This window comes from Actinomadura sp. NPDC049753 (assembly GCF_040674655.1).
Lineage (GTDB): Bacteria > Actinomycetota > Actinomycetes > Streptosporangiales > Streptosporangiaceae > Spirillospora > Spirillospora verrucosospora.
Genome location: NZ_JBFARL010000035.1, coordinates 1 through 20,751 on the forward strand (window position 1 = coordinate 1; position 20,751 = coordinate 20,751).

The 20,751-nt window shown below is 69.7% G+C and carries 20 protein-coding genes and 1 pseudogene; 11 read left to right on the plus strand and 10 right to left on the minus strand.

Annotated elements, in window-relative coordinates:
• Positions 1-185 precede the first annotated feature (185 nt).
• The 3 genes and pseudogenes from AB0K37_RS12475 to AB0K37_RS12485 all read right to left on the minus strand — a co-directional run bounded on the left by AB0K37_RS12475 (position 186) and on the right by AB0K37_RS12485 (position 2,350).
• Complete coding sequence (locus tag AB0K37_RS12475) at positions 186-380, minus strand: hypothetical protein (protein ID WP_363978943.1); 195 nt, start codon at positions 378-380, stop codon at positions 186-188.
• Between the two features lie 247 nt (positions 381-627).
• Entirely contained in the window at positions 628-1,275 is a 648-nt protein-coding gene (locus tag AB0K37_RS12480) for a hypothetical protein (protein WP_363978946.1), read from the minus strand.
• Positions 1,276-1,591: 316 nt separating this feature from the next.
• Positions 1,592-2,350, minus strand: a pseudogene (locus tag AB0K37_RS12485) (transposase family protein).
• Positions 2,351-2,616: 266 nt separating this feature from the next.
• Here AB0K37_RS12485 and AB0K37_RS12490 point away from each other — a divergent pair.
• Positions 2,617-3,198 (plus strand): TIGR04222 domain-containing membrane protein, encoded by a 582-nt coding sequence (locus AB0K37_RS12490; protein WP_363978949.1) that lies wholly within the window; start codon positions 2,617-2,619, stop codon positions 3,196-3,198.
• Positions 3,199-3,901: 703 nt separating this feature from the next.
• On the opposite strand, the gene AB0K37_RS12495 is transcribed toward AB0K37_RS12490, so the two are convergent.
• Positions 3,902-4,231, minus strand: coding sequence for a hypothetical protein (locus AB0K37_RS12495; protein WP_363978951.1), 330 nt, complete (start codon positions 4,229-4,231; stop codon positions 3,902-3,904).
• A gap of 1,338 nt (positions 4,232-5,569) precedes the next feature.
• On the opposite strand from AB0K37_RS12495, the gene AB0K37_RS12500 reads away from it, so the two are divergent.
• Entirely contained in the window at positions 5,570-6,766 is a 1,197-nt protein-coding gene (locus tag AB0K37_RS12500) for an MFS transporter (RefSeq protein WP_363978953.1), read from the plus strand.
• On the opposite strand, the gene AB0K37_RS12505 is transcribed toward AB0K37_RS12500, so the two are convergent.
• A complete protein-coding gene (locus AB0K37_RS12505; protein ID WP_363978956.1) occupies positions 6,653-7,498 on the minus strand; it encodes an AraC family transcriptional regulator in 846 nt (281 codons plus the stop codon). The two genes, AB0K37_RS12500 and AB0K37_RS12505, sit on opposite strands and share 114 nt — an antisense overlap.
• A 388-nt stretch (positions 7,499-7,886) precedes the next feature.
• Between AB0K37_RS12505 and AB0K37_RS12510 the strand changes: the two genes are divergently transcribed.
• The 3 genes from AB0K37_RS12510 to AB0K37_RS12520 all read left to right on the plus strand — a co-directional run bounded on the left by AB0K37_RS12510 (position 7,887) and on the right by AB0K37_RS12520 (position 11,877).
• Positions 7,887-9,236, plus strand: a complete 1,350-nt coding sequence (locus AB0K37_RS12510; protein ID WP_363978959.1) for a pentapeptide repeat-containing protein — start codon at positions 7,887-7,889, stop codon at positions 9,234-9,236.
• 316 nt (positions 9,237-9,552) lie between these two features.
• Positions 9,553-10,752 (plus strand): glycoside hydrolase family 6 protein, encoded by a 1,200-nt coding sequence (locus tag AB0K37_RS12515; protein ID WP_363978962.1) that lies wholly within the window; start codon positions 9,553-9,555, stop codon positions 10,750-10,752.
• Positions 10,753-11,181: 429 nt separating this feature from the next.
• A complete protein-coding gene (locus AB0K37_RS12520; RefSeq protein WP_363978965.1) occupies positions 11,182-11,877 on the plus strand; it encodes a hypothetical protein in 696 nt (231 codons plus the stop codon).
• 190 nt (positions 11,878-12,067) lie between these two features.
• On the opposite strand, the gene AB0K37_RS12525 is transcribed toward AB0K37_RS12520, so the two are convergent.
• Positions 12,068-12,463, minus strand: coding sequence for a helix-turn-helix domain-containing protein (locus tag AB0K37_RS12525; protein WP_363978968.1), 396 nt, complete (start codon positions 12,461-12,463; stop codon positions 12,068-12,070).
• Between the two features lie 136 nt (positions 12,464-12,599).
• Here AB0K37_RS12525 and AB0K37_RS12530 point away from each other — a divergent pair, with 136 nt between their 5' ends.
• The 3 genes from AB0K37_RS12530 to AB0K37_RS12540 all read left to right on the plus strand — a co-directional run bounded on the left by AB0K37_RS12530 (position 12,600) and on the right by AB0K37_RS12540 (position 14,424).
• Positions 12,600-13,154 (plus strand): SRPBCC domain-containing protein, encoded by a 555-nt coding sequence (locus tag AB0K37_RS12530; protein WP_363978971.1) that lies wholly within the window; start codon positions 12,600-12,602, stop codon positions 13,152-13,154.
• A gap of 100 nt (positions 13,155-13,254) precedes the next feature.
• Positions 13,255-13,818: an NAD(P)H-dependent oxidoreductase gene (locus AB0K37_RS12535; protein WP_363978973.1), complete on the plus strand. Its 564-nt coding sequence runs from the start codon at positions 13,255-13,257 to the stop codon at positions 13,816-13,818.
• Between the two features lie 147 nt (positions 13,819-13,965).
• Complete coding sequence (locus AB0K37_RS12540) at positions 13,966-14,424, plus strand: pentapeptide repeat-containing protein (RefSeq protein WP_363979078.1); 459 nt, start codon at positions 13,966-13,968, stop codon at positions 14,422-14,424.
• On the opposite strand, the gene AB0K37_RS12545 is transcribed toward AB0K37_RS12540, so the two are convergent.
• The 4 genes from AB0K37_RS12545 to AB0K37_RS12560 all read right to left on the minus strand — a co-directional run bounded on the left by AB0K37_RS12545 (position 14,325) and on the right by AB0K37_RS12560 (position 18,094).
• Positions 14,325-14,726, minus strand: a complete 402-nt coding sequence (locus tag AB0K37_RS12545) for a DUF4288 domain-containing protein (RefSeq protein ID WP_363978975.1) — start codon at positions 14,724-14,726, stop codon at positions 14,325-14,327. The two genes, AB0K37_RS12540 and AB0K37_RS12545, sit on opposite strands and share 100 nt — an antisense overlap.
• 88 nt (positions 14,727-14,814) lie before the next feature.
• Positions 14,815-15,459 carry a hypothetical protein gene (locus tag AB0K37_RS12550; RefSeq protein WP_363978977.1) on the minus strand — a complete coding sequence of 215 codons (645 nt, stop codon included), beginning with the start codon at positions 15,457-15,459 and terminating at the stop codon, positions 14,815-14,817.
• Positions 15,460-15,592: 133 nt separating this feature from the next.
• Positions 15,593-16,558 carry an AraC family transcriptional regulator gene (locus AB0K37_RS12555; RefSeq protein ID WP_363978980.1) on the minus strand — a complete coding sequence of 322 codons (966 nt, stop codon included), beginning with the start codon at positions 16,556-16,558 and terminating at the stop codon, positions 15,593-15,595.
• A 537-nt stretch (positions 16,559-17,095) separates the two neighbouring features.
• On the minus strand, positions 17,096-18,094 hold the full coding sequence (locus AB0K37_RS12560) for a hypothetical protein (RefSeq protein ID WP_363978983.1): 999 nt from the start codon (positions 18,092-18,094) through the stop codon (positions 17,096-17,098).
• 173 nt (positions 18,095-18,267) lie between these two features.
• Between AB0K37_RS12560 and AB0K37_RS12565 the strand changes: the two genes are divergently transcribed.
• The 3 genes from AB0K37_RS12565 (at position 18,268) to AB0K37_RS12575 (ending at position 20,748) form a co-directional block, all read left to right on the plus strand.
• Complete coding sequence (locus AB0K37_RS12565; protein WP_363978986.1) at positions 18,268-18,861, plus strand: hypothetical protein; 594 nt, start codon at positions 18,268-18,270, stop codon at positions 18,859-18,861.
• A 127-nt stretch (positions 18,862-18,988) separates the two neighbouring features.
• Positions 18,989-19,471: a hypothetical protein gene (locus AB0K37_RS12570; protein ID WP_363978989.1), complete on the plus strand. Its 483-nt coding sequence runs from the start codon at positions 18,989-18,991 to the stop codon at positions 19,469-19,471.
• Positions 19,468-20,748 (plus strand): sensor domain-containing protein, encoded by a 1,281-nt coding sequence (locus AB0K37_RS12575; RefSeq protein WP_363978992.1) that lies wholly within the window; start codon positions 19,468-19,470, stop codon positions 20,746-20,748. Before AB0K37_RS12570 ends, AB0K37_RS12575 begins: the two co-directional genes overlap by 4 nt.
• Positions 20,749-20,751 lie beyond the last annotated feature (3 nt).

Genomic DNA, 20,751 nt, shown 5'->3' on the forward strand with positions numbered 1-20,751 from the left:
CACAAGGAATGCTGGTCGCTCTGCGGATTGTTTCGTGCCTGGTCCCTGAGAGTCATGAGTCCGGCCACGACGCGGCAGGCGTCGTGAAACTGCAGAAGGCCCCCCAAGTCACGCACTGGGATTCGCATTTCAGGCGGCATCTCCACTCCTTTTGGTGGCCGTGCGTGCTGTCCCCGCGTCCTTGCTCACGCGATGCCGCCCGTTTTCACGAGCAGGACGACCACCGGCACCGCGGCGGCGAAAGCAGCGGCCCCGGCTGCGATGGACCCGATGACCCGGCCACCGTCGATCCACTTCAGGAATGCGGCCAGCAGCGCCGCGATCAGCGCCACCAGGATCACCACGACCACGATGAGTACTCGCTCCATCTGCGGCTCCATCTCTACTGGGCGCGCGAAGCCGGCGGACGGTCGCGCGGGTTCCGGTGCGGCGGGCGGTCATCCCCGCCCGACACGAGAACAGTAGGAGGCTAGGGCCGCAGTGCTCGTCGAGCACGTTGTTTGGGTTTTCCCAGAGCCAGATTGATGTCCATCTGTGGATGTATGTCCGATTCTGTCGACATCAAGGGGCCACCCACTTGCGGTAGGGGCGCGGGAACGGGCCCGGGCGGCCTTCCCCGGAGGCGCGTCAGTCCGTGATGTCAAGGATCGTCATCGAGCCACGACCTTCGCGGAGGGGGAAGCGATCGCCGATCCGGCCCGTTTCCAAGGCCCTGCCGACCGGCTTGTTCGGCGAGACGCGGTCGTAGCCGTCGATGTCCACGGCGGAGATGACGAGGGTGCCTTCATCGCCGCCGCCGTAACGGACGTGGAAGAGGCGGCCGGGAGAGGCGAAACGGCAGGTACTCGGACGGCGGACGAAGCCCGGCCATTTCATCATGGCTTCCAGCTCCCTGAGACGGGCATTCAGGCCGCCAAGGTCGCCTTCACCGTCCACGGCGGGATTGGGAAAGAGTTGCGTGCTCAGCTTCCTCTCGATCGCGTCGATCTCCGCACGAACCCGATGGGCCGTCGAACTGGTGATGATGGCGCCGAGGCGCGCCCCCACCCCGTTATCTAGCCGGAGTCCACGGCGGCTTGCGAACCCCCGCAGGTTGTGGCACACCTCAGGGGAATCCGCGGCGGCGGCGCTCAGGCAGTAAGCCCTACGTCGCCGGTCCCACCGTAGATCAGTGGCCCTGGTGTACTCGCGCAGCGCACTGTTGTTCTCTCTGTTGTACGGGAAGTAGATCAGGATTTCGTCGTCGATCAGGTCAATCGCGTACCGCTGGCCCATGGACGCCCTCCCTCGACGGAACCGCGAGCCGACCATGCCACAGAGCCCTGACATTTCTTTCGTGAGAGGACACGGGCGTCCGATGCAGGAAGGCCGCCAGGGCTGGAGGTATTGGCGGAGCCTGATGGACGACGCCGCTGTAGCCGAGCGCGGCCAGTTCTTCGTGGCACCGCCGCGCGTTGGCACCTCCCTGACTCTAGCGATGCCGCAGGTAGGCGTCGTATGCCTCGAGATCTCTGGTGCGCTTACCGGCGCCGTTGTGGACCAAAAGCAGCCCGGGATCGGCAGCCCCGGCGAACCGGTGGACTGAGCCTTTTTAACGTGCGTTGAGCTCGCGGTTCTGGGGGACGTGGATGGCCTTGGTCAGGTGACCGGCAGCAGCGTAGCTTGGTCAGGATCTTCCAGTGCTTGAGTTGGGCGTTGGCGCGTTGGTCCGGTCCGCGGAGCTTGGCATGGGAGCGGTTGGCGCCCTTGCAGGACCCGGGCTTGTTCTTGCCCTTGTAAGGCGTCTTGACGTGCGGGCTGGCGCCGACGTAGCCCTTGTCGGCCAGCACCAGGAGTCCGGCGGCGGCCAGTTCACGGACCAGTCCCCAGATCCGGGCAACCTTGAGGTCGTAGACGGAGCCGGCCAGCGGCCCCGACACCCACACGATGGTTCCGTCCGGGGAAGCGATGACCTGCAGGTTCATGCCGTGCTTCTGGTGTTTCCCGGAGTGGAAGGGCCGGTCGGCCTTCACCCGGTCGATCGGGACGAGCGTGCCGTCCACGACCAGGTAGAGCAGGCCGTCCTTCTTGGCCTTGGTCAATGCCCGGCTGAGCTTGGGGGATCGGGCCGACAGCAGTGCCACCGTCTCGTTGACGCAGCGCAGGCGGTGGTGGTTCCGATGCCGAACCCGACGCCGAGCTGCGCGAACGTCTCCCCGTTCTTCAGGTAGGCCGGGGTCATCAACGCCTGCATGCCCGCCGGCAGTGCCCGGCCCTTGCTCCGGGTCTGCTTGCGGTGGCGGCCGACCACGCCGGTGACGTACTGCAGGGTCTGACGCGACAACGGCAACAAAGAACGATAGAAAAGCATATGAAGCCTCTGATGGGGTGGAGGGTTGTGAGAGATCACCTGTCCTACCAGGGCTTCTTCAAGTTTCGGGGCCCGCCACACCGCCTGCGATCATGCTGTGATCCCCACCCCAGGCGCTGGTGGAAAAGATTCAGTGGCGCTCTCCTCTTCGCGCTGCCGGCCGTGGCCCCTGCGCGGCGGGCAGGGACGCCGGAACATCCGCGGAGCACAGTGCGTCTTACCGGAAAGCGTTCGAACTGTCACGACCTCGGTTGGAAGTGGAACTGATGCGCGATCACACCGAAGTCGGCCCTTACGAGATCGCCTACCTGTGTGGCGGCCCCGAGCGTGTCGCGATGACCGTGCTGGTCAGGTTGGCCGGAGACGGTCAGATCAGGGTCTCGCCGGATCGGCACCGGGTGTACGCGGAACGGCGCGAACCCCGCGATCCCGTCGAGGCCGCCGCGCTGAAGGTCGTGCCGAAGGTCGGCAGGGTGCTCGGCCTGACCGTGCTGATGATCGCGGCCTCCCCAGCGGTCGAGGAAGTCGGCCGGCGGCTTCGGGCGGAGCGGCTGCTGCCGGGCTCCCGCGTCCGTGCGCTGTGGCAGTGGGGCCGGGTCCGGCGGGCCCGGCGGCTGCGCCGTGCGCTCGACCGGGGGCTGTCGCAGGGCGCCCTGTCCCGCGTCGCGGCCACCGGCGCCCCGGGCATCGCCGACCACGAACTCCGGACGATCTTCGAAACCCACACGTGGGAGCCGCCGGTATCCATCGAGATCAGCATTCCGAAGCCGCGGGTCAGTGATCCGCTTCCCGAAGTGCCTTACCGGTCCGGCTTGTACGGCGCGTACTCCGACTTCGGGGGCTACTGAACCCGAGCCCGCGGGGGGTGGAGCAGTCCGGCGGCGGGTCGGGGCCCACCGCCCGCCGGTCCTAGCGGACGGCCTGGCGGAGGATCGTGCGCATCTTCTCGGTGCGGTCTCGCGAGGATCGGATAGGTAGATCTCGTGGTCCAGGTCGTGGTGCGTAACATCCTGCACCTTCATCAGTGCGGCCCTGCGCGCGAGGGGAGCAGGCTCGTCCACGTAGGGGCCGCAGTGCATCATCCGCACGCACCGCCCGTCGATGTACGTGTCGGACTGGCTTTCCGGCGGGCGTGCGGGGGCGGCCTCCGGAGACGCCACCGATCCATTTACGACCTTGCCGCCACGGCTCGAGGCGTGCCCTGGACGGTCACGGCGAGTCCGTAGCGTGCTCAAGACGGTTGTCAGCGGCCGCGCTCTCGGGACTGACCCGACTACCCGGTCGGTAGGTGACTTTCCAGGCCGGTGCGCGAGGGGCGCCGGCGAGGTTGCCTACGTTCGCGCTCCGACCGGAACCGAGCAAGGACGAAGCGGTGCGCTCATCGCCTGGCTTCGGCACTCGCCCGCAAGTGATTCGACACCTGGCCGGAACCGGCACCGTACTGTACAGCAGCTTTACACAGCTCATCGGCGATCTGACGGGCCCTGAGCCAGCAGGGCGTGGACGGCGGTTTGCGCTGCCGGGTGCGCACGGCCGAAGGCCCGCACCTGCTCAGTCTTCCTCAGTGCGTTCGTCGTCCTCGCGCCCGCGCTCGATCCCGAGCAGCTCGTGGAAGTCGACGATGGCGATCGAGATGTGGTCGTTCGACTGCACCACGGCCTGGGCCTTGGCCGGATGGATCTGCACCTTGCCGCCGACGGTGCCGGCGGCCGCGTCCATCCGGGCCATCAGGCGTTCGGTGGTCCGTGCGATGAGGTCGAGGCGGTTCCGCCGGTCGGCCCCCAGCGCGAGCCGACGTCTCTCTGACTCCTCCGGAGCAACCAACGCACTCGCCTCCGGTGGTCGGGACCACCCGTCCGCCGCATTGGCGTTGTGCGCCAACTGCCACGACCGAGTCACGCGGGGGCGCGAAGGCGGCGCCTTCAACCAACGCTTGGCCGTTGCCGCCACAAACGCGCACCAGCACTCGCTTCTCAGCGACACCACCGCACATCACAAGATCACATGAGGCTGCCGTGGAACGGTTGTTGGGGAGCCCAACGCAGACTGGTCTTGATTGGCAGCAGAGTCGTACCGGTGAATACAGTGAGTACTCGCGTGACGCGCGACTATCTTGGACCGCCCTGCCGGCTGGTGAGCACAGGGTGCGCACGAACTGTAATGGATCACGGGGGATGAGGCGGTACGGTGCAATCCGCTGACCTGCGGAAGTGTGGACTTACGAGGACCGTGAATCACCCCATAACACGCCAAATATGGAACTGCTAATGCGGTTTGGGTGCAAGCCCATCCGGGGTTCAAATCCCCGATCCTCCGCCACTCTGACCAGGGACTTCGTCCAAGATTGCGATCTTGAGCGAAGTCCCTGTCGCGTTCCAGATGTCCGTTTCTCCTGCCCTGGTGTGCACGGGATGTCGGCGAAGTGCTTTCGTCCCCGGGCGATAGGGATGCTGGCCTCGTCCAGCGCTACGGTGCGCTCGCCGGCCTCGGACTTGGTGTCGTCGTACTCGTCGGCCTGGCTCTCGGAACCAGGACGTGTCTCGCGGACGGTCAGCGTGCCTGCCCCTGGAGGGTGTCCGCCCAGGCCAGTTCCGCGACCTCGGCACGACGCGACCCGCGAAATGCGACCAGGTGGAAGGGGGCATACAACCGCTCCTCCGCGATGAGGTCGAGGAAAGCGCCCGTCTGGGCGGCGTCCAGACCATCACCGGCCCGGGCACCCTGGCAGCCCGCGTCCGCGACACCTTCGCCGACGTCCTGGCAACACGCTTCCCTGAACCCAGCAGCGCCGGACGGTTGATCGCCACCGCTGGTGACGACGCGACGGTCCGTATCTGGGACGCGCCTACGGCACCTCCACGCTCTGGTCACTGACCACCAGGACACCGTCCACGATCTCGTCTGGACCAGCATTGAAGGCCACACGATGCTGCTCTCCTGCTCCAGCGACCGGACGATCGGCCTGTGGAGGCTGGACGAAACCTCACCTGGTGCCATCTCCGGTGGACGGATTCCCAGCAGCGACGTTCGTGAGGCCGTGACCTGGCGTCCCGGCTCGGACACCTTCGCAACCGCAGGGCACGACCGCACCCTCGTCATCCACCCCCGCGGCGAACACGACTCCACCGAGAGCCTGGCCGGTCGCAGACCGGTCAGACGGTCAACTGTGCGCGTCACGCGATCAACTGCGGCGGCGCGGAGGAGGCGAGACTGGAAGGCATGTCCACGCCTCAGTCCTCGCCGCCGTCCACAGACACTTCGCCGTCCGAGTCCTCGGCACGGTCCGGCGGCTCGACGAACTGGTCACCGATCGTCGCGCTCGCTGCCGGGATCGCGGTGCTCGTCGGTAGCGAGTTCCTGCCGGCGAGCGTGCTGCCCGCGATGGCCGGCGACCTCGGGGTCAGCGAGGGCACCGCCGGGCTGGCGGTCGCGGCGACCGCGGTCGCGGGCGCGGTCACCGCCCCCAGCATCGCGGTGTTGCTGCCGCGGACCGACCGGCGCACGGTCCTGACCGGGTTGCTGGTCGCGGCGGCCGTCTCGAACCTGGCGGTGGCGGTCGCCCCTGGTTTCGCCGTACTTCTCCTCGGCCGGCTCGTCCTCGGCGTTGCCATCGCCGGGTACTGGTCGTTCGCGTTCGGCGCCGGAACCCGCGCCGTGCCGGGACGCGACAGCGTGGTCTCAACGTCCATCGCGTTGGGCGTCACCCTCGCGACGATCGGCGGTGTCCCGTTGGCGTCCCTGCTCGGCGACGCGGTCGGCTGGCGGTTGGTGTTCGGCGTAGCGGCGGCCCTCGGCATCGCCGCTGCCCTGGCCGTGGCCCTGACGTTGCCGCCGGTACCCCCGCACCCGGCCGCCGGAATGGCGATGCTGCGGGCGGCGCTCGCCAACCGGTGGCTGATGGCCGGGGTGCTGGGCGTGGTCCTGGTCGCGTTCGGCAACTTCGCCGCCTACCCCTACATCCGGGTCGCGATCGAGGACATCGACGCGGGCGCCACGGTATGGCTGCTGCTGGCCTGGGGCGTGGGCGGGATGGCGGGCAACCTCGCCGCCGGGCGGTTCGCGGGACGGCTGCGCGCTGTGGTCGCCGCGGCCCCGCTTCTGCTGGCCGGCGGCCTGCTGGTCACGGCGACCGCGCCGTCCCTGCCGGTGCTGGCCGCGGGGGTCGTCGTGTGGGGCCTGGCCTTCAACATGGTCCCGGTCGCCACCCAGCTATGGGTGACCCGCGTCGAGCCCGAACGCGCCGAGTCGGCCCTTTCGTTGCAGGTCACCGCGTTCCAGGTGGCGATCACGCTGGGGTCGGCGTCAGGAGGCGCGCTCCTGGACGCCCGCGGCATGCAGGCGGCCTTCCTGCTCGGGACGGGGTTCGCCGCGGCGGCCGGGCTGCTCTTCGCCGCGCTGCGCGTCCCGCGCGGGTGACGGCTCCCGCCAGGCCTGCGGCGCGACGCCGTGGTGGGACGAGAACGCCCGGCTGAAGGCAGCGGTGGAGCCGTACCCGACGGCGGACGCGATGTACTCCACCGGACGCGAGGGGTCCGCGAGCAGCCGGCGCGCCTCCCGCATCCGGATCTCCCGGAGCACCTCCGCGGGTCCGCGGCCGAGTGCGCGGCGGAACCGCTCGCCCAGGGCGGAACGCGACAGGTGGACCAGGCGGGCCATCCCCTCGACGGTCCACGGCTCGGCCGGGCGGGCGGTCACGGCGGCCACCACCGCGGTGACGGCCTCGTCGGGAGGTCCGGCGTCGCCGCCCTCGTCCTCCTGCCAAGAGGTGGTCATCGCCGCGCCGATCAGGTTGCCGTAGCTGGCGGCGAACAGGGTCGGCCGGGACGCACGTTCGAGCGGGCACTGCGTGACGAGCGCCATGACGCCGCCATGCCGGGCGCCGAAGCCGCGAACCACCAGCGGGCTGGGCAGCCGACGTACCGGGACGGCCATGCGCAGGTCCGCTACAACCAAGGCGGACTCCTCGTGCCGCTTCGACGCGGTGAGCCGGTAAGCGGTGCGGGCGTCGATGAGGACGGCGTCCCCCTCGGCGAGCGACTGCGCCTCGAACGCCACCTCAAGCGTGAGTTCGCCCTCCAGCACCAGCGCCCACAGCGGGACCGGCGGTTCGGTGAGCACCGCGCCCGCCGGCAGTTGGACATGGTCCATGCCCGACATCTCCCACGCCGGTTCCGGGGAGGAGGTCTCGACGTCGTCTGCCCGTGAGATATCCACGATGTTCGCCACGTGAGCTGAAGCAGATACAAGACGACGGCCTATTCCCGCGTGTCCCGGATGGCGTCTCCAGGAGCGACGCAGATCGGATGCGCTCCGCGATACGCCGTGAGGGTGTTGTGCGGCAACAGGCGGGACAGGGGGCTTGACGTGGGACGGGCGTATTCGTGTCAGCCTTCATCCAGTTCGAGGAGGACGTGTGGCCCGTGACGATGGGCCCCCAAGTCCGGTCCAGGCGGATGAGCTTCCCGAGCCACGCCTGGCGTTGCCGGCCATGTCTCGGGCCCTGGATGCGTGACGCTTCCCGTGATAGGGAGCGATTATGGCGCTACCTCGCCCGTTCAACACCGAGATCTATGTCCACCCGGACATTGCCGGCCTGGAGGTCACGCAACTGGCCGCTCGCCTGCCTGATTGGGCGGGACGGCAAGCCACTGAGCCGGCCGACCGGCCTGCCGCCGAGGCGGCCATCCGCGGGTTGTATGAACTGGTCGGCGCACCGCAGCCTCAGCTGGTGTGGATCGACTCGCCCCGCGGGGATCCCGATTGGAACTGGAGTGAGTTCGGCACGCCGAAGCCCCAGGCGATCGCGGCCGCCCACGGTGTGCCGGAACCGGGCGAGTTCCTCCTGACCCTGCTCAGCGGTCATCGGGGCAAGAGGGGCGGATGGTTTTTCCGTAAACGGCGGCGGGCGGTCTGGAAACGGAGGCTGGCGCTGTGGAAAGAGCTCATCGAGTCCTGCGGCGGCTGGTGGCCCTTCGAGAAGATCTGCCTGGTGTGCGAGCGGCCCGCTCAGATCCGTCTCGCCAACGCGCCAAGGCCCGGGGAAGACCCTTTGGTGCTGCACTGCCGCACAGGTCCGGCACTGCGCTACCGCGACGGTTTCCACCTGTACGCGCTGCACGGAAGGGTCGTCCCCGACGAAACCCTCAGCGGCGAGCGGACAGGGGCCGGTCGGCCGTCCGGCTTACCGGAGAACCTGGCGGCACTGATCGATGACAGCAGTGCCGAGGCCGTCGCCCGGCTCGCCGGCAAGGACTTGCGTGGGGCCGACCTGCGGGGCGTCCGGTTCCCCAAGGGCACCGACCTGACAGGCGCCGACCTCAGCGGAGCCGATCTGCGCCATGCCGATCTCTCCTGGGCCGAACCGGGCCCGAGCCCGGGACTGGGAGCCGCGTTCGACGGCGCCAAACTCATCGGCGCGGATCTACGCGACGCCGACTTCGGCATCGTCGGCTATTTCACCGGCGCCGACATGACCGACGCCGACATGACCGGCGCCTACTTCGGCGGCGCCCCCGAGACCGGCACCTCGTCCTTCATTGACGCCAGGCTCGTGCGGACCAAGTTCATCGACGCCCACCTGGTGGGAGCCTATTTCACCGGCGCCGACCTCACCGGAACGGATTTCACCGGCGCCCGCCTACACTACTTTTCGGGATCGATTGACCCGAACTACATACTGTCGCGCTTCGCTCAGTGCACGTGGGACTCCACGACGAGATGGCCGGACGCCGAGATGGCCGAGGCCGTCCGCCGGGTATCCGACCCCATCGACCAGGACACCTTTCGAGTACACGAAGAGCCACCAATTTCATCCGTACGACAGGAACCCCTCCCGCAACCACCACCCCCTCCAGAGGGCGACCCCTTCTTCGACTTCGGCCGCTGATTGGCAGTCGTACCGCATGGCTGGATTCGATACCACCTGAAGCGGATTCGCCGGCGGCACGTCCACCGTCATTGCGTCGACGGCAGCCCCCGTCCGGGCCGCGCGGGTATGGGCTTGGACGTTTGACGCTGACGCACTCGCAGCGCGACCACGCATGGACGATCGATGTTGGGTCTTGACGGATCTTTGGAGGATGCTCAGACTCCTGCATGGGAGCGCTCCCACATATCCGGCTCACCCGTCCCGCCATGGCCGGATCGCTCAACGGTTCTCATGGGTGCGCCTCCTCCACCACCCCGAGAGTCTGGAGTACCGGATGAGACGAGGCATCGGGTTCCTCGCCGCGGCCGCGACGAGCATCGTCGCGCTTCTCGCCCCGCCGGCGCAGGCGTTGGAGCACGACGATCCGCTGGCAGGGAAGGCCAGGTTCTACGTCGAGCCAACGACGAACGCCGGGCGACAGGCTGACATTTGGGCGGCCGCGGGACGCGATGCCGACGCGGCGCACATGCGGGCCCTGTCCAAGGTCTCGCAGGCGGTCTGGTTCACCGGCGGCACCCCCGCCGAGGTGCGGACGGCAGTGCGGCAGACGATGGTCGGAGCCGCCAAGCAGCACGCCGTTCCGGTGCTGGTCGCGTACTACGTACCGGGCCGGGATTGCTCGCAGTACTCAGCGGGCGGCGCTCCGACCGAGGCCGCCTACCGCGCCTGGATCGACGCCATCGCCAAGGGAATCGGCGGTGGCCGGGCCGTGGTGATCGTGGAGCCCGACGGGCTGGCGCTGCTGTCCAGCGAGCCGTGGTGCAACGAGGGCGGTGGCGGTACCACCGGAACGCCGGAGGACACCGCCCGCGTCGACGAACGCTTCCGCGAGATCAACTATGCGGTCAGCGCCCTGCAGCGGCTGCCGCGCACCGGCGTCTACCTGGACTCCGGACACTCGGACTGGCAGCCCCTCAACGACTACGACGCCGGATACGGCGAACCGCGCGCCCAGCTTGGCATGGCCGGCCGCCTGCTGAAGGGCGGCATCGCCAAGGCCGACGGCTTCGCGCTGAACGTCTCCAACTACCGCAGTACCGACGAGTTGGTCTCGTACGGCACCCGACTGTCCAAGTGCCTGCGCTTCCGCCAGGAGACAGGCGCGACCGGCTGCTCCGACACCGACTTGGCCACCGTCCCCGACGATCCGCGCAGGCTCACACACTTCGTCCTGGACACCAGCCGCAACGGCCAGGGACCGTGGACGCCTCCGGCGGACAAGTACACCGACCCCCAGGTCTGGTGCAACCCGCCCGGCCGCGGCCTGGGCGCCCGGCCCTCGGCCCGCACCGGTGATCCCCTGGTCGACGCCTTCCTCTGGATCAAGCGTCCCGGCGAATCCGACGGCCAGTGCACCCGCGGCACCGCCGGCCCGGAGGACCCCGAGTACGGCGTGGTCGATCCCGCGGCCGGCGCCTGGTGGCCCGAGTACGCCCTGGGCCTCGCCCAGCGAGCCGTACCTCCCCTCCGCTGACGGACCCGATCCCGACACGGACGCCCCGCGCCCGCCACCGCCCCGAACCACGCCCCGGGCTCTGATCCCCGTTCGGATCAGAGCCCGCTCAGTTCCCGGCTCGCCGCGGGACCTCCGTCCCCTCGACGGCAGCCGCCGCGATCGAGGTCGTCGAGGCTGCCAGGTGCCTGCCCTCTACCGGCCCGAACCGACCGCGCGAACCCCTCACCCAAGGCACCTGGCGGCCGTAGACGCGTCCGACCGACCAAAGCCTGGCGAAGTACCGACCTTTGAGCGGCCGACGGTCGTCTTTGGACGGCTGTCGGCGCGGAGACGGACTTCTAGGTTCGAGATCGTGGATGTGGGAGCCGTGCTGCTCCTCCTGGCCCGCATCGACCATCACCTGCGCCGTTCCAAGGCGACCGTCGCGCCGCCACGGAGGTCCTGAACATGCGATCGCACCCGGATGCCCCCACCACGCTCGCCCGGTCGGCCTGGGCCCAGGGAACGCTGTACGCAGCGGCGGCGGTGCTGCTGGCCGGCGTCGCCTGGCTGCTCAATCCGCTCGCGAACTGGCTGGTGGGCTTGGAGCGGGCACCGATGCGGGGCCCCGCCGAGCTTCTGGTGTCCATCCCCGAGCCGTGGCTCACCATCGGCCTGGTCGCCCTGGGGGCGCTCGGGGGAACGGCCCTGATCTTCTTCGACTCCCTGGAGCAGACCTCGGTCACCGTGTCCGGCGAGCGGGTGATCCTGGAGCGGACGGGCCACTTCCAGGAGATCGCCCGCCAGCAGGTCGGTCACGTCTTCCGGGAGAATGACCGGCTGGTGCTGCTCGGCCTCAAGGGCGAGGAGATCGCCCGGGAGAAGTGCGACCTCAGCGCCCGGCGCCTGGCCGCGGCCTTCACCGAGCACGGCTACGCATGGGTGGCCGGTGACCCGTATGAGGACGAGTTCCGGATCTGGTTTCCCAAGACCCCGGAACTGCCCGAACTGGCGAACGCACTGCTCGCGGCCCGCGCGGACGCCATGAAGTCCTCGGATTCCGGCGACTCCGTCAAGGAACTGCGCCGCGAGCTGGCACGGATCGGCATCGTCATACGCGACAGGGGCAGGCAACAGTACTGGCGCGGCCCCGGCCGGCGATGACGGAGCGGCCCGGCGGCCGGCGCTCGCTCAGTCTGCCTGTCGCTTGAACGCGAACCGTGAGCGGGCCGGGGACGGTGAGGTGATGAGCCCTGGGTCCGTTACAGACCGGCCCAATCGTCGCTGAGGATCTGCCGCAGTCTGCGAGTCGTCCAGGCGGACCTGACCCGTCCTTACGCTGCGGTGGAGGTGGTCAGCCGGCTGTGTCGAAGGCTTCGCGGTTGGCGGCGATGGCGGGCTGGTGGTCCCGTACCCAGAGGACGAGGTGGTCGACGGCCTGCGCGAGCGAGCGGCCGAGCGCGGTGAGTTCGTACTCGACTCGCGGCGGGACCTCGGGGTAGGCGGTCCGGGTGATCAGGCCGTCGCGGTGCAGGGCGCGCAGGGTGTGGCCGAGCATCCGCTGGGAGATGCCGCTGATCTTCTCGTGCAGGGCGGTGTAGCGCATCGGGCCGGACGCCAGCTCCGTGACGATCAGGACGGTCCACCTGTCGCCGACGCGGGCCAGGATGTCCCGGACGAGTCCGATGGTCTCGACGCAGTCGGGAGCGATCCCCCGCGCCGTCAGTTCGGCGCGGAACGCGACGTCCATGCGATTCGGCCTTTCGCGTGCGTTGCTTACTTCAAAGTGCGTACTGGCGAGGGGGATTAATACCTGCCGGGCCGCGATTCCTACCGATCGTAAGCGTGGAGGCCCGCTGCGGCGGCCAGCGAACGGAGGACGCGGGATGAGCGACCAGGACACCGGACCGCGGCGGACGGACGGCGGAACCGACGTCCGCCACGACACCTTCACGCTCTCCCGGCGCCTGGACGCGCCCCCGTCCGCGGTCTTCGCCGCCTTCGCCGACGACGCGGTCCGACGGCGCTGGGTCAAGCTCCCCGGGTCGGGGGCGACATACCACCACGAGTTCCGCGTCGGTGGCGGCGAGACCGCTCAGAGCACCTTCACCGTCCTCGACGCGCCGCCGGAGCATCTCGACTACCGGTCGCGCTACCTCGACATCGTGCCGGAGCGGCGCATCGTCTACGTCTACGAATCCACGGTCAACGACCTGCTGCGCTGGACTTCCCTCGTGACGGTCCAGCTGGCCGGCGACGCCGGATCGACCGACCTGACCTGGACCGAACAGGTCGCCTTCCTGACGCGCACGGGCGACGGCTCCGCGGACCTTCCGCACCTGCGCGGCGCGACGGCGCTTCGCCTGACCGGCCTCGCGGTGGCGCTCCAGCCGCCGGAGCGGCCCGGTCCATTCAATTCCTCCGCCCATGTTCGCAACTGACTTCAAAGTGCGCGACCTTCCCTATGGAGGAAGGCCAATAATTCGCTCTTTCCATAGCAATAATGGCTTTCGCTTGCCCCCTCGACCGCAGGAGCACACCATGACCAGAATTGGGATCGTCCTCGGCACCACGCGCCCGGGGCGGGTCGGCCCGCAGGTGGCGGACTGGGTCGAGCGGACGGCGCGCGAGCACGCCGGCACCGAGTTCGAGACCGTGGACATCGCCGACTACGACCTGCCCCTGTTCGACGAGCCGCGCTCTCCGCTCATGGGCGACTACGAGCATCCGCACACGCGGAAGTGGAGCGCGAAGATCGCCGAGCTCGACGGTTTCGTGTTCGTCACCCCGGAGTACAACCGCTCGATCCCGTCCGCGCTGAAGAACGCCATCGACTACCTCTACGCCGAGTGGACCAACAAGGCCGCCGGCTTCGTCGCCTACGGCAGCAACGTCAGCGGCGCCCGCGCCGTCGAGCACCTGCGCCTCATCGCCGCGGGCCTGCAGATCGCGACGGTCCGCACCCAGCTCAACCTCTCCCTGATCAACGATTTCGAGTCCTTCACCACCTTCGTCCCCACCGACCGCCACACCGCGACCCTCCACCAGATGCTGACCGAGGTCATCGCCTGGAGCGGGGCCCTCGCTCCCCTGCGCGCGGCCTGAACGGAAGCACACTCCCGGTGCGGTGGAGAACTCCGCCGAATCAGTTGCCGGGGGTGCGGGAGAGTAAGCGGTGGGCGCGGAGGGTATCGAGGAGCCGCCGGCGTGGTTCGGGTTCCGGGCTCCTCGGGATGCACCGATCCCCGCACGGTGGTCGCGTGTTTGCTCGTCGCCGCCCACCTAGTGGGAGCCGTGTTCACCGGCGCCGACCTCACCGGAACGGATCTCACCGGCGCCCGCCTGCACTGCATTTCCGGATCGATCGACCCGAGCTACGTATTCCGGCACTTCGCTCAGTGCACCTGGGACTCCGCGACGAGATGGCCGGACGCCGAGATGGCCGAGGCCGTCCGAAGGGTATCCGACCAGATCGGCCAGGGCACCTTCCGAGTACACGACGAGCCACCGGTTCCGCCCGCCCGAGAGGAACCTCTCTCGCGACCACGAACCCCTTCACAGGGCGGCGATCCCTTCTTTGACTTCGACCCGTTGATTGGCGGCGATCTCCCTTACCCGTTGTCTCCACCTCCGAGGGTGGAGTCACGGGGCGGATCCTGGGGATCGGGTCGTTGCAGTTGGTCGGTCGGGATGTTGAAGAGCCGGCGGTAATGGTCCAGGTCGTCGAAGCTTCGGGAGTAGAGGCTGACGCCTGGTTCCGCGGCAGGAAGGTCGCTCATCTGGAGGTCGGCGACTCCGAGGAAGGTCCATCGGACGGTGTCGCCGAACTGGTTCAGGTAGCTCGTCTGCTCGCGTTCGCCGGCCCTCTCGGCCGCCAGCCGCGCCTCGTCCTCGGAGCCCGCGTTGATCAGGACGACGTCCTCGCTGTACCGCGCCGGACGGTAGCCGCCCTCGACCACGACAGAGAACACCAGGGCCGCGATGTAGAGCTGCTGCTCTTCTTGTTCGTCCACGCGCGATCCTCTTCTCGACAGTGGCCGTCCATGGTCTCAGCCGCGCCGGAAGGGGGCTTCCGGCGCGGCCGAGTCGCGGGCAGGGAACTTACGGCTTGGCCCACCTCTTGTCGGTCAGCAGCTTCCAGGCCTTGCGGCCCGCGGTGGTGCGGTCCACCTTGATCACGGCAAGGGTCAGGTCCAGGTACTCACTGGGGAACTCGCCGCGGACCACCGCCTTGCGGCAGCGGGAGATGTAGTCATCGGCGATCGCACCGTAGTTGTCGCTGACCTTGCAGCCCGCCGGCGCCGCCAGGGCGGCGGGCCGGACCGGGATCCCGCCGGCGGGGGCGGCGGCCTCGGCCCGCAGGTCCTGCGCGGTGACGCGCGGGGCGGCGCCGCGCAGGTTGGGGTTGTTCTTCCAACCGGTGCAGCTGTCGGCTCCGGTGCGCTGCTCGCAGACCTTCATCCGGACGATGACCGTGCCGGTTCCGGAGGTCGCGCAGGCGCCCACTCCTCGCTTCTCCCAGAAGGCGCCCTCCTGCCCGGAGGCGCGGACGTACTGGACCTGGACGGCGTTTCCGTCGTCCTCGCCGTCGCACAGCGTGACCTCCCGGCCCTCCAGCGAGGCGACCGCGACGTTACTGCCGTGCTTGACCTGGAACGTCGCGGCGGAGGCGGGGAGCGTGGTGAGCGCGAGCGAAGTCATCACGCTGAGCAGGAGGATGACGGGGGTGAGGAGTTTCCTGGTCATGGGTCTCCCTGGGAACTTGGGTCGGCGGCCTGTTCGACCGCACCGCCCATGCTGCGATCTTGCTCGCGGGGGAGACAGAGACATTCGCGCACATCCGGGGGGAGATGCGTGCACGCCCGGACGTCCGAAACGGTTACCGCTCGGCGTGGTCGCGACGGTAGTCGGCCGGTGTCATGCCGAACTCGCCGCGGAACAGCCTGCGGAAGTGGGACGGGTCGGTGAGGCCGCAGCGGGCCGCGATCTGCTGGACCGGCAGCGCGGCGAGGGCGGGGTCCGCGAGGTCGCGCCTGGCTCGTTCCAGCCGCCGGCGGCGGATGTGCGCCGCCACCGTCGATCCGCTGCCGGAGAAGACCTTGTGCAGGTGGCGCAGCGAGACATGGTGGGCGTCGGCGATCAGTTGCGGTGTCAGCTTTCCGTCGGCCAGGTGGGCCTCGATGAACGCCTCGATCCGGACGCGCAGGGTGCGGTGCTTCGACCCGGCCGCCAGCTCCTCCTCGCCCAGGCGGCCGGCGAGCACCGCCGCGAGCAGGTCGACCGTCACCGGCCCGAGCATGGCGTCGTGGATCGGCGTGGTGTCCTTGGCCGCCGAGAACAGGCTTGACATGTGCCGCACCAGGAGGCCGCCCATACCGCTCCCGTCGAAGGGGACCCCCGCCAGCGCGTCCACCTTCCTCTCCGGTAGCGGCAGCAGCGCACGGGGCACCTGCATGCCCATGTAGGTCACCTGCGTGGAGGTGGTCAGCAGCCGGTCCCGGCAGGGGACGCTGGAGTTCTCCAGGAAGAACCCGCCCGCCGGGTGGGAGCCCTCCACCTGGTCGTGGACGAACTGGCAGGCGCCGTCCACGACCACGTTCAACCGGTAGATGCCGGGATCGGCCCGTTTCACCTGCCTGCTGGTGCGAGCCGTTCCGCAGACCGGGGACGTGATCGCGGAGACCGTCACCGTCCCGAGGTCCACCGCCCGGCGGACCGTCCGGAAGTCGGCCGTGTGGGCGCTGGTGACCTGGCAGGCCATCGGCGCCCGCGCGTTCTTCTCCTGCCATTCGGCGAAACGGTGCTCGGGCGCTACGTCGTCGTTGTCGTATCGCAGGATTGCCACGGCACGGACCTCTCGGGACGGGACACGACTCGTCCCAAAGTCCATGACGTGCCCGGCACCCGTCAATGGTCCTCTCATCGAAACTTGACCAAGCCCTCGAACGAGGACCAGTTCCGGCCGCGGACCGAGCTTCGCGGCCCCCGAGCTCACCGCGAACTTCGGGAGCTCTGACCGAGCCCCGGGACCCGCCGGCGACGGGCCGGGGAGCTCAGCGCCAGCCGAGTTCGGGCGCCACGTGGGTCAGGAGGTTCTCCAGGACGTGGGCGTTGTGGTCGACACCGAGCTGGCTGGGGACGGTGAGCATGAGCGTGTCCGCGGCCTGGACGGCCTCGTCCTCGGCGAGCTGCTGACCAGGACGTCCGGTTCGGCCGCGTAGGAGCGTCCGAAGACGGCCCTGGTGTTCTCGTCGATCATGCCGATGGTGTCGTCCGAGTCGGCGTTCCGGCCGAAGCCGCGCGGAGGAGGTCGAGCATGGCCTGCCGCTCGCGCGGGAACAGCGGACGGACGTCGACGGGCGGTCCGAAGATCGTCACCATGTCACGAGCCGGTCGCCGAGATCGCCTGGGTGGCGCGGGCGACGACGTCCGCGGGCCCGTTGGGCGGGACGTGGGTGGCGAACTGCCACAGGCGTTGACCGGAGAAACGCTTGTAGTAGCGCTTGGGGCCCAGCCCGAAGTAGACCTCGTCGGGCTGGTACCAGACGTTGTCACGGAGCGCCGTGTAGGTCTGCGTCAGGACGGAGACGTTCAGGACCAGCGTTCCACCATCGGCCGTCCTGAGCGCGTAGACCGGCTCGGGCCTGGCCTTCCAGGTCGCGGCGCCCGCCCAGCGTCGCCCGTCGTTGATCTTGATGACGCCCTTGGCGAAGTCCCTGCCGAGCTCCGAGGTGAGCGGGCCCGGGGCCAGCTTGGCGGCGGGCCGCCTCCCGCGCGCGGCGGTGGTCAGGTACTCGGAGATCTGGGTGCCGACTCCGAGGGCGGCCCCGTCCGTCACGGCCGTCGCCGATCCGTCGGCGCCCCGGGCGATCGCCGGGAACTTCTTGCCCTTCGCCAGCCACACGCCGACGGCCGACTTGTAGGCCCCGCCTCCGGTGTCCGCGAACACGAGCAGTTCGGTGTTGCCCCCCTTGGTCTCCGACGCCGTGACGGCGAACCAGGCGGGGCCCGTGGTGTGCGGGATGTAGAACTGGGGATCCCGGTAGGAGAACGCGTTGATCTTCTTGTCGGCCTTGGCACGGATGCGCTGGTTGCCGGCCAGGTCGGCTTCGAGCATGGGGCCGGTCTCGTTGGAGCTCAGAATCTCGTCGGAGACCTGCGCGTTCGCCTGGTTGTTGACCTTCTGGTAGCGGGCGAAGACGGCCTTCGCCTGCGCCTCGGTCACCGAGGCGGCCGCGGCCGGCCGGCTCGGCGAGGCCGGGACCTTCCGCTCGTCCCCGCCGGCGTCGCTGGTGCCGCATCCCGCGACGAGCGCTCCGAGGACGGCGACGCCCGTCACCATGTGCAATCGAATCTTCGGCGGCTGGCCCGCGTTCGACACCTCTTACTCCTGTCTCACCTGGGGCCTTACATTAAGGACAGCTTCAAGAGGTGACAGTGCGTGCGCGGGGGCCGGTCGCAACCGCGACGACCCTCCCGCGTCCTCCCGGTGGCCTGCCGGAGGTGCTTCCGAGGAAGATGGCGGTAGGAGAGGCGTAGCACCCGGGAGGAACGATGCTGTTCAGGCGGGAGGTCCTTGAGGGGATCGCGGGCGGGCGGATCGACCGGGTGTTCCGGGTGTGGGCCAAGCCCCCGGTCCGCGCGGGAAGCACCCAGCGCACCTGGGCGGGGATCATCGTCATCGACTCGGTCGCGGCCGTCACCCCCGAGGAGATCACTGAGGAGGACGCGCTGCGTTCGGGCTTCGACAGCCGCGCGGAGCTGCTCACCGCCCTGTCCAAGAGCACCAAACAGGGCGGTTACCACCGCGTCATGCTCCGTCTGGGCGGGCCCGACCCCCGAGCGGAGCTGGCCGGGAACGCCGACCTGACCGACCAGGAACTGGCCGACCTCAAAGCCGCTCTCGACGCCATCGACACCCGTAGCCGCCGCGGCCCCTGGACCCGCGAAGTCCTCCGCCTCATCGAGGAACATCCCGGCCTGCGCGCCCTGGACCTGGCCGAACGCCTGAACCGCGACAGACTCCCTTTCAAGGCCGACGTCCGCCGCCTCAAAGCCCTGGGCCTCACCGAAAGCCTGGAGACCGGTTACCGCCTCACTCCGCGCGGCAAGACCCTCATGGCCTACCTACGCTCCTTGACCGAATGACAGGTCCTCCGTGCGCCGGGCAGGGGTGTGGTTAACCGAACCTCGATCCGCCTGCTTCCACGATCGACCCGAGGACGCCCCCGGACGAGCCTGGAGACATCCGTTCACGCAGTTCGGAAGGTGTCTCATGGCGATTCTCGTTTCCCGCGTCACGCGCCGGTCCCGCTTCGGCTCGCCGTTCTGGCGGCGTTCCGCGTACGCGCTCGCGGCCCTGCCCGCGGGGCTCGCCTCGCTCACGGGGGCGCGAGCGCAGCCGGCACTCGCGCACCGCCTGCTGGACGTGCCGTCCGCGCGTCCCGGACGGTTCCGAACGATCCTGCACGCCCTCCTCTCGCTGCCGCTCGGCGTCCTGTCGCTCCTGGCGGCCGCTTACGGGTGGGGGATCGTCCTGCTCAACCTGCTCTACCCGGCCCGCTGGCTCATCGGGATGGGCGGTTCGCTGAAGGACGCCTGGGGCGGCCCGACGCTCGCCGGCGCCTGGGCCGTCCACGCGGCGGGCGGGCTGGTGATGCTGCTGCTGATGCCCGTCCTGATGCAGGGCATCACCACGCTCCAGGCCCGCCTGATGCTCCGCGTCCTCGGCAAGGCGGACGGGACAATGGGGCGATGACACAGGTGCTGAGGGCCCCGGCCGTCCACCGGGCCTGGACGGAGGCGCTCTACCTGCTCGCCGGCGCCCCGGTCGCCCTGGCCGGGGTTTACTACGCGGTGTTCTCGGGCGCGTTCGGCATCGTCCTGTCGGTCACGCGGCTGGGGGCGGCCGCGACGGCGGCGGTGCTGCGCGGCGCCTGCCGCTTCGGGGAGCTGCACCGCCGGCTCGCGGCCGTCCTGCTGGACGAGCGAGTGCCAGCGCCCGGCACGCCGCGGGCGCGGGCCGGGCTGCGGGCCTGGGTGCGGGACGCGCACGACGCCACCGGCTACCGCGCGTTCCTGCATCTGCTCGTCCGGTTCCCGCTGGCCGTCCTCGGCGTCGCCGTGGTGCTCGTGACCTGGGTGTACGGATTCCTCCTGCTCACCTATCCGATCCAGCTCCCCCTGCACCTCAACGAGATCACCACCCGCGACCCGGGCGGCGGGGTCCGGCACGGCCTGGTCGTCGGCGGGTTCTACTTCGACACGTGGCAGCGCAGCCTGCTGGTGGCGCTGGCCGGCGCCGTCCTTCTGGCGCTGGCGCCGCGGGCCGTGCGGCTGGCCGTCCGTCTCGACCTGGCGGTGCTGCGGTCGCTGCTCGGCCCGCGGCCGGACGACGCGCGCATCCGCGACCTGGAGCGGAGCCGGTCGTACGCGGTCGAGGACGCGGCGGCGACGCTCCGCCGGATCGAGCGGGACCTGCACGACGGCGCGCAGGTGCGGCTCGTCTCGCTGACCATGACCCTGGCCGCGCTGCAGGAGACCCTCCCGGACGACACCCCCGAGCCCGCCCGCGAGCTGGTCGCCGCCGCGCGCACCGGCGCGCGGGAGGCGATCGCCGAGCTGCGCGAACTGGTCCGCGGCATCCACCCGCCCGTCCTGGACCAGGGGCTGGACGCGGCGCTGGCGACGCTCGCCGCCCGCAGCCCCGTCCCGGCGGAGCTGGAGACGGACCTGCCGGTCCGGCCGTCCGCGGCGATCGAGTCGATCGCCTACTTCTGCACCGCCGAGCTGCTGGCCAACGCGGGACGGCACGCGGCGGCCCGCCGGGTCGCCGTGTCCGCCGTCCAGCCGGGGGACGGCACGCTGCGGCTGTCGGTCACCGACGACGGGAAGGGGGGCGCGCGGCCCCGTCCCGGCGGCGGGCTCGCCGGGCTGGCGGAGCGGGTGCGTACGGTTGACGGCGAGCTGTCCGTGCAGAGCCCGCAGGGAGGACCGACCACCGTGACCGTCACGCTCCCCCTCACCACCTCATGACCG

What these genes read in the sequence shown, in the direction of transcription:
- AB0K37_RS12575 (WP_363978992.1), top strand. Translation starts at nt 19,468, where the DNA reads ATGACACAGGTGCTGAGGGCCCCGGCCGTCCACCGGGCCTGGACGGAG.
- AB0K37_RS12565 (WP_363978986.1), top strand. Translation starts at nt 18,268, where the DNA reads ATGCTGTTCAGGCGGGAGGTCCTTGAGGGGATCGCGGGCGGGCGGATC.
- AB0K37_RS12510 (WP_363978959.1), top strand. Translation starts at nt 7,887, where the DNA reads ATGGCGCTACCTCGCCCGTTCAACACCGAGATCTATGTCCACCCGGAC.
- AB0K37_RS12525 (WP_363978968.1), bottom strand. Translation starts at nt 12,463, where the DNA reads ATGGACGTCGCGTTCCGCGCCGAACTGACGGCGCGGGGGATCGCTCCC.
- AB0K37_RS12480 (WP_363978946.1), bottom strand. Translation starts at nt 1,275, where the DNA reads ATGGGCCAGCGGTACGCGATTGACCTGATCGACGACGAAATCCTGATC.
- AB0K37_RS12475 (WP_363978943.1), bottom strand. Translation starts at nt 380, where the DNA reads ATGGAGCCGCAGATGGAGCGAGTACTCATCGTGGTCGTGGTGATCCTG.
- AB0K37_RS12550 (WP_363978977.1), bottom strand. Translation starts at nt 15,459, where the DNA reads ATGACCAGGAAACTCCTCACCCCCGTCATCCTCCTGCTCAGCGTGATG.
- AB0K37_RS12500 (WP_363978953.1), top strand. Translation starts at nt 5,570, where the DNA reads ATGTCCACGCCTCAGTCCTCGCCGCCGTCCACAGACACTTCGCCGTCC.
- AB0K37_RS12535 (WP_363978973.1), top strand. Translation starts at nt 13,255, where the DNA reads ATGACCAGAATTGGGATCGTCCTCGGCACCACGCGCCCGGGGCGGGTC.
- AB0K37_RS12505 (WP_363978956.1), bottom strand. Translation starts at nt 7,498, where the DNA reads ATGGACCATGTCCAACTGCCGGCGGGCGCGGTGCTCACCGAACCGCCG.
- AB0K37_RS12520 (WP_363978965.1), top strand. Translation starts at nt 11,182, where the DNA reads ATGCGATCGCACCCGGATGCCCCCACCACGCTCGCCCGGTCGGCCTGG.
- AB0K37_RS12490 (WP_363978949.1), top strand. Translation starts at nt 2,617, where the DNA reads ATGCGCGATCACACCGAAGTCGGCCCTTACGAGATCGCCTACCTGTGT.
- AB0K37_RS12515 (WP_363978962.1), top strand. Translation starts at nt 9,553, where the DNA reads ATGAGACGAGGCATCGGGTTCCTCGCCGCGGCCGCGACGAGCATCGTC.
- AB0K37_RS12530 (WP_363978971.1), top strand. Translation starts at nt 12,600, where the DNA reads ATGAGCGACCAGGACACCGGACCGCGGCGGACGGACGGCGGAACCGAC.
- AB0K37_RS12570 (WP_363978989.1), top strand. Translation starts at nt 18,989, where the DNA reads ATGGCGATTCTCGTTTCCCGCGTCACGCGCCGGTCCCGCTTCGGCTCG.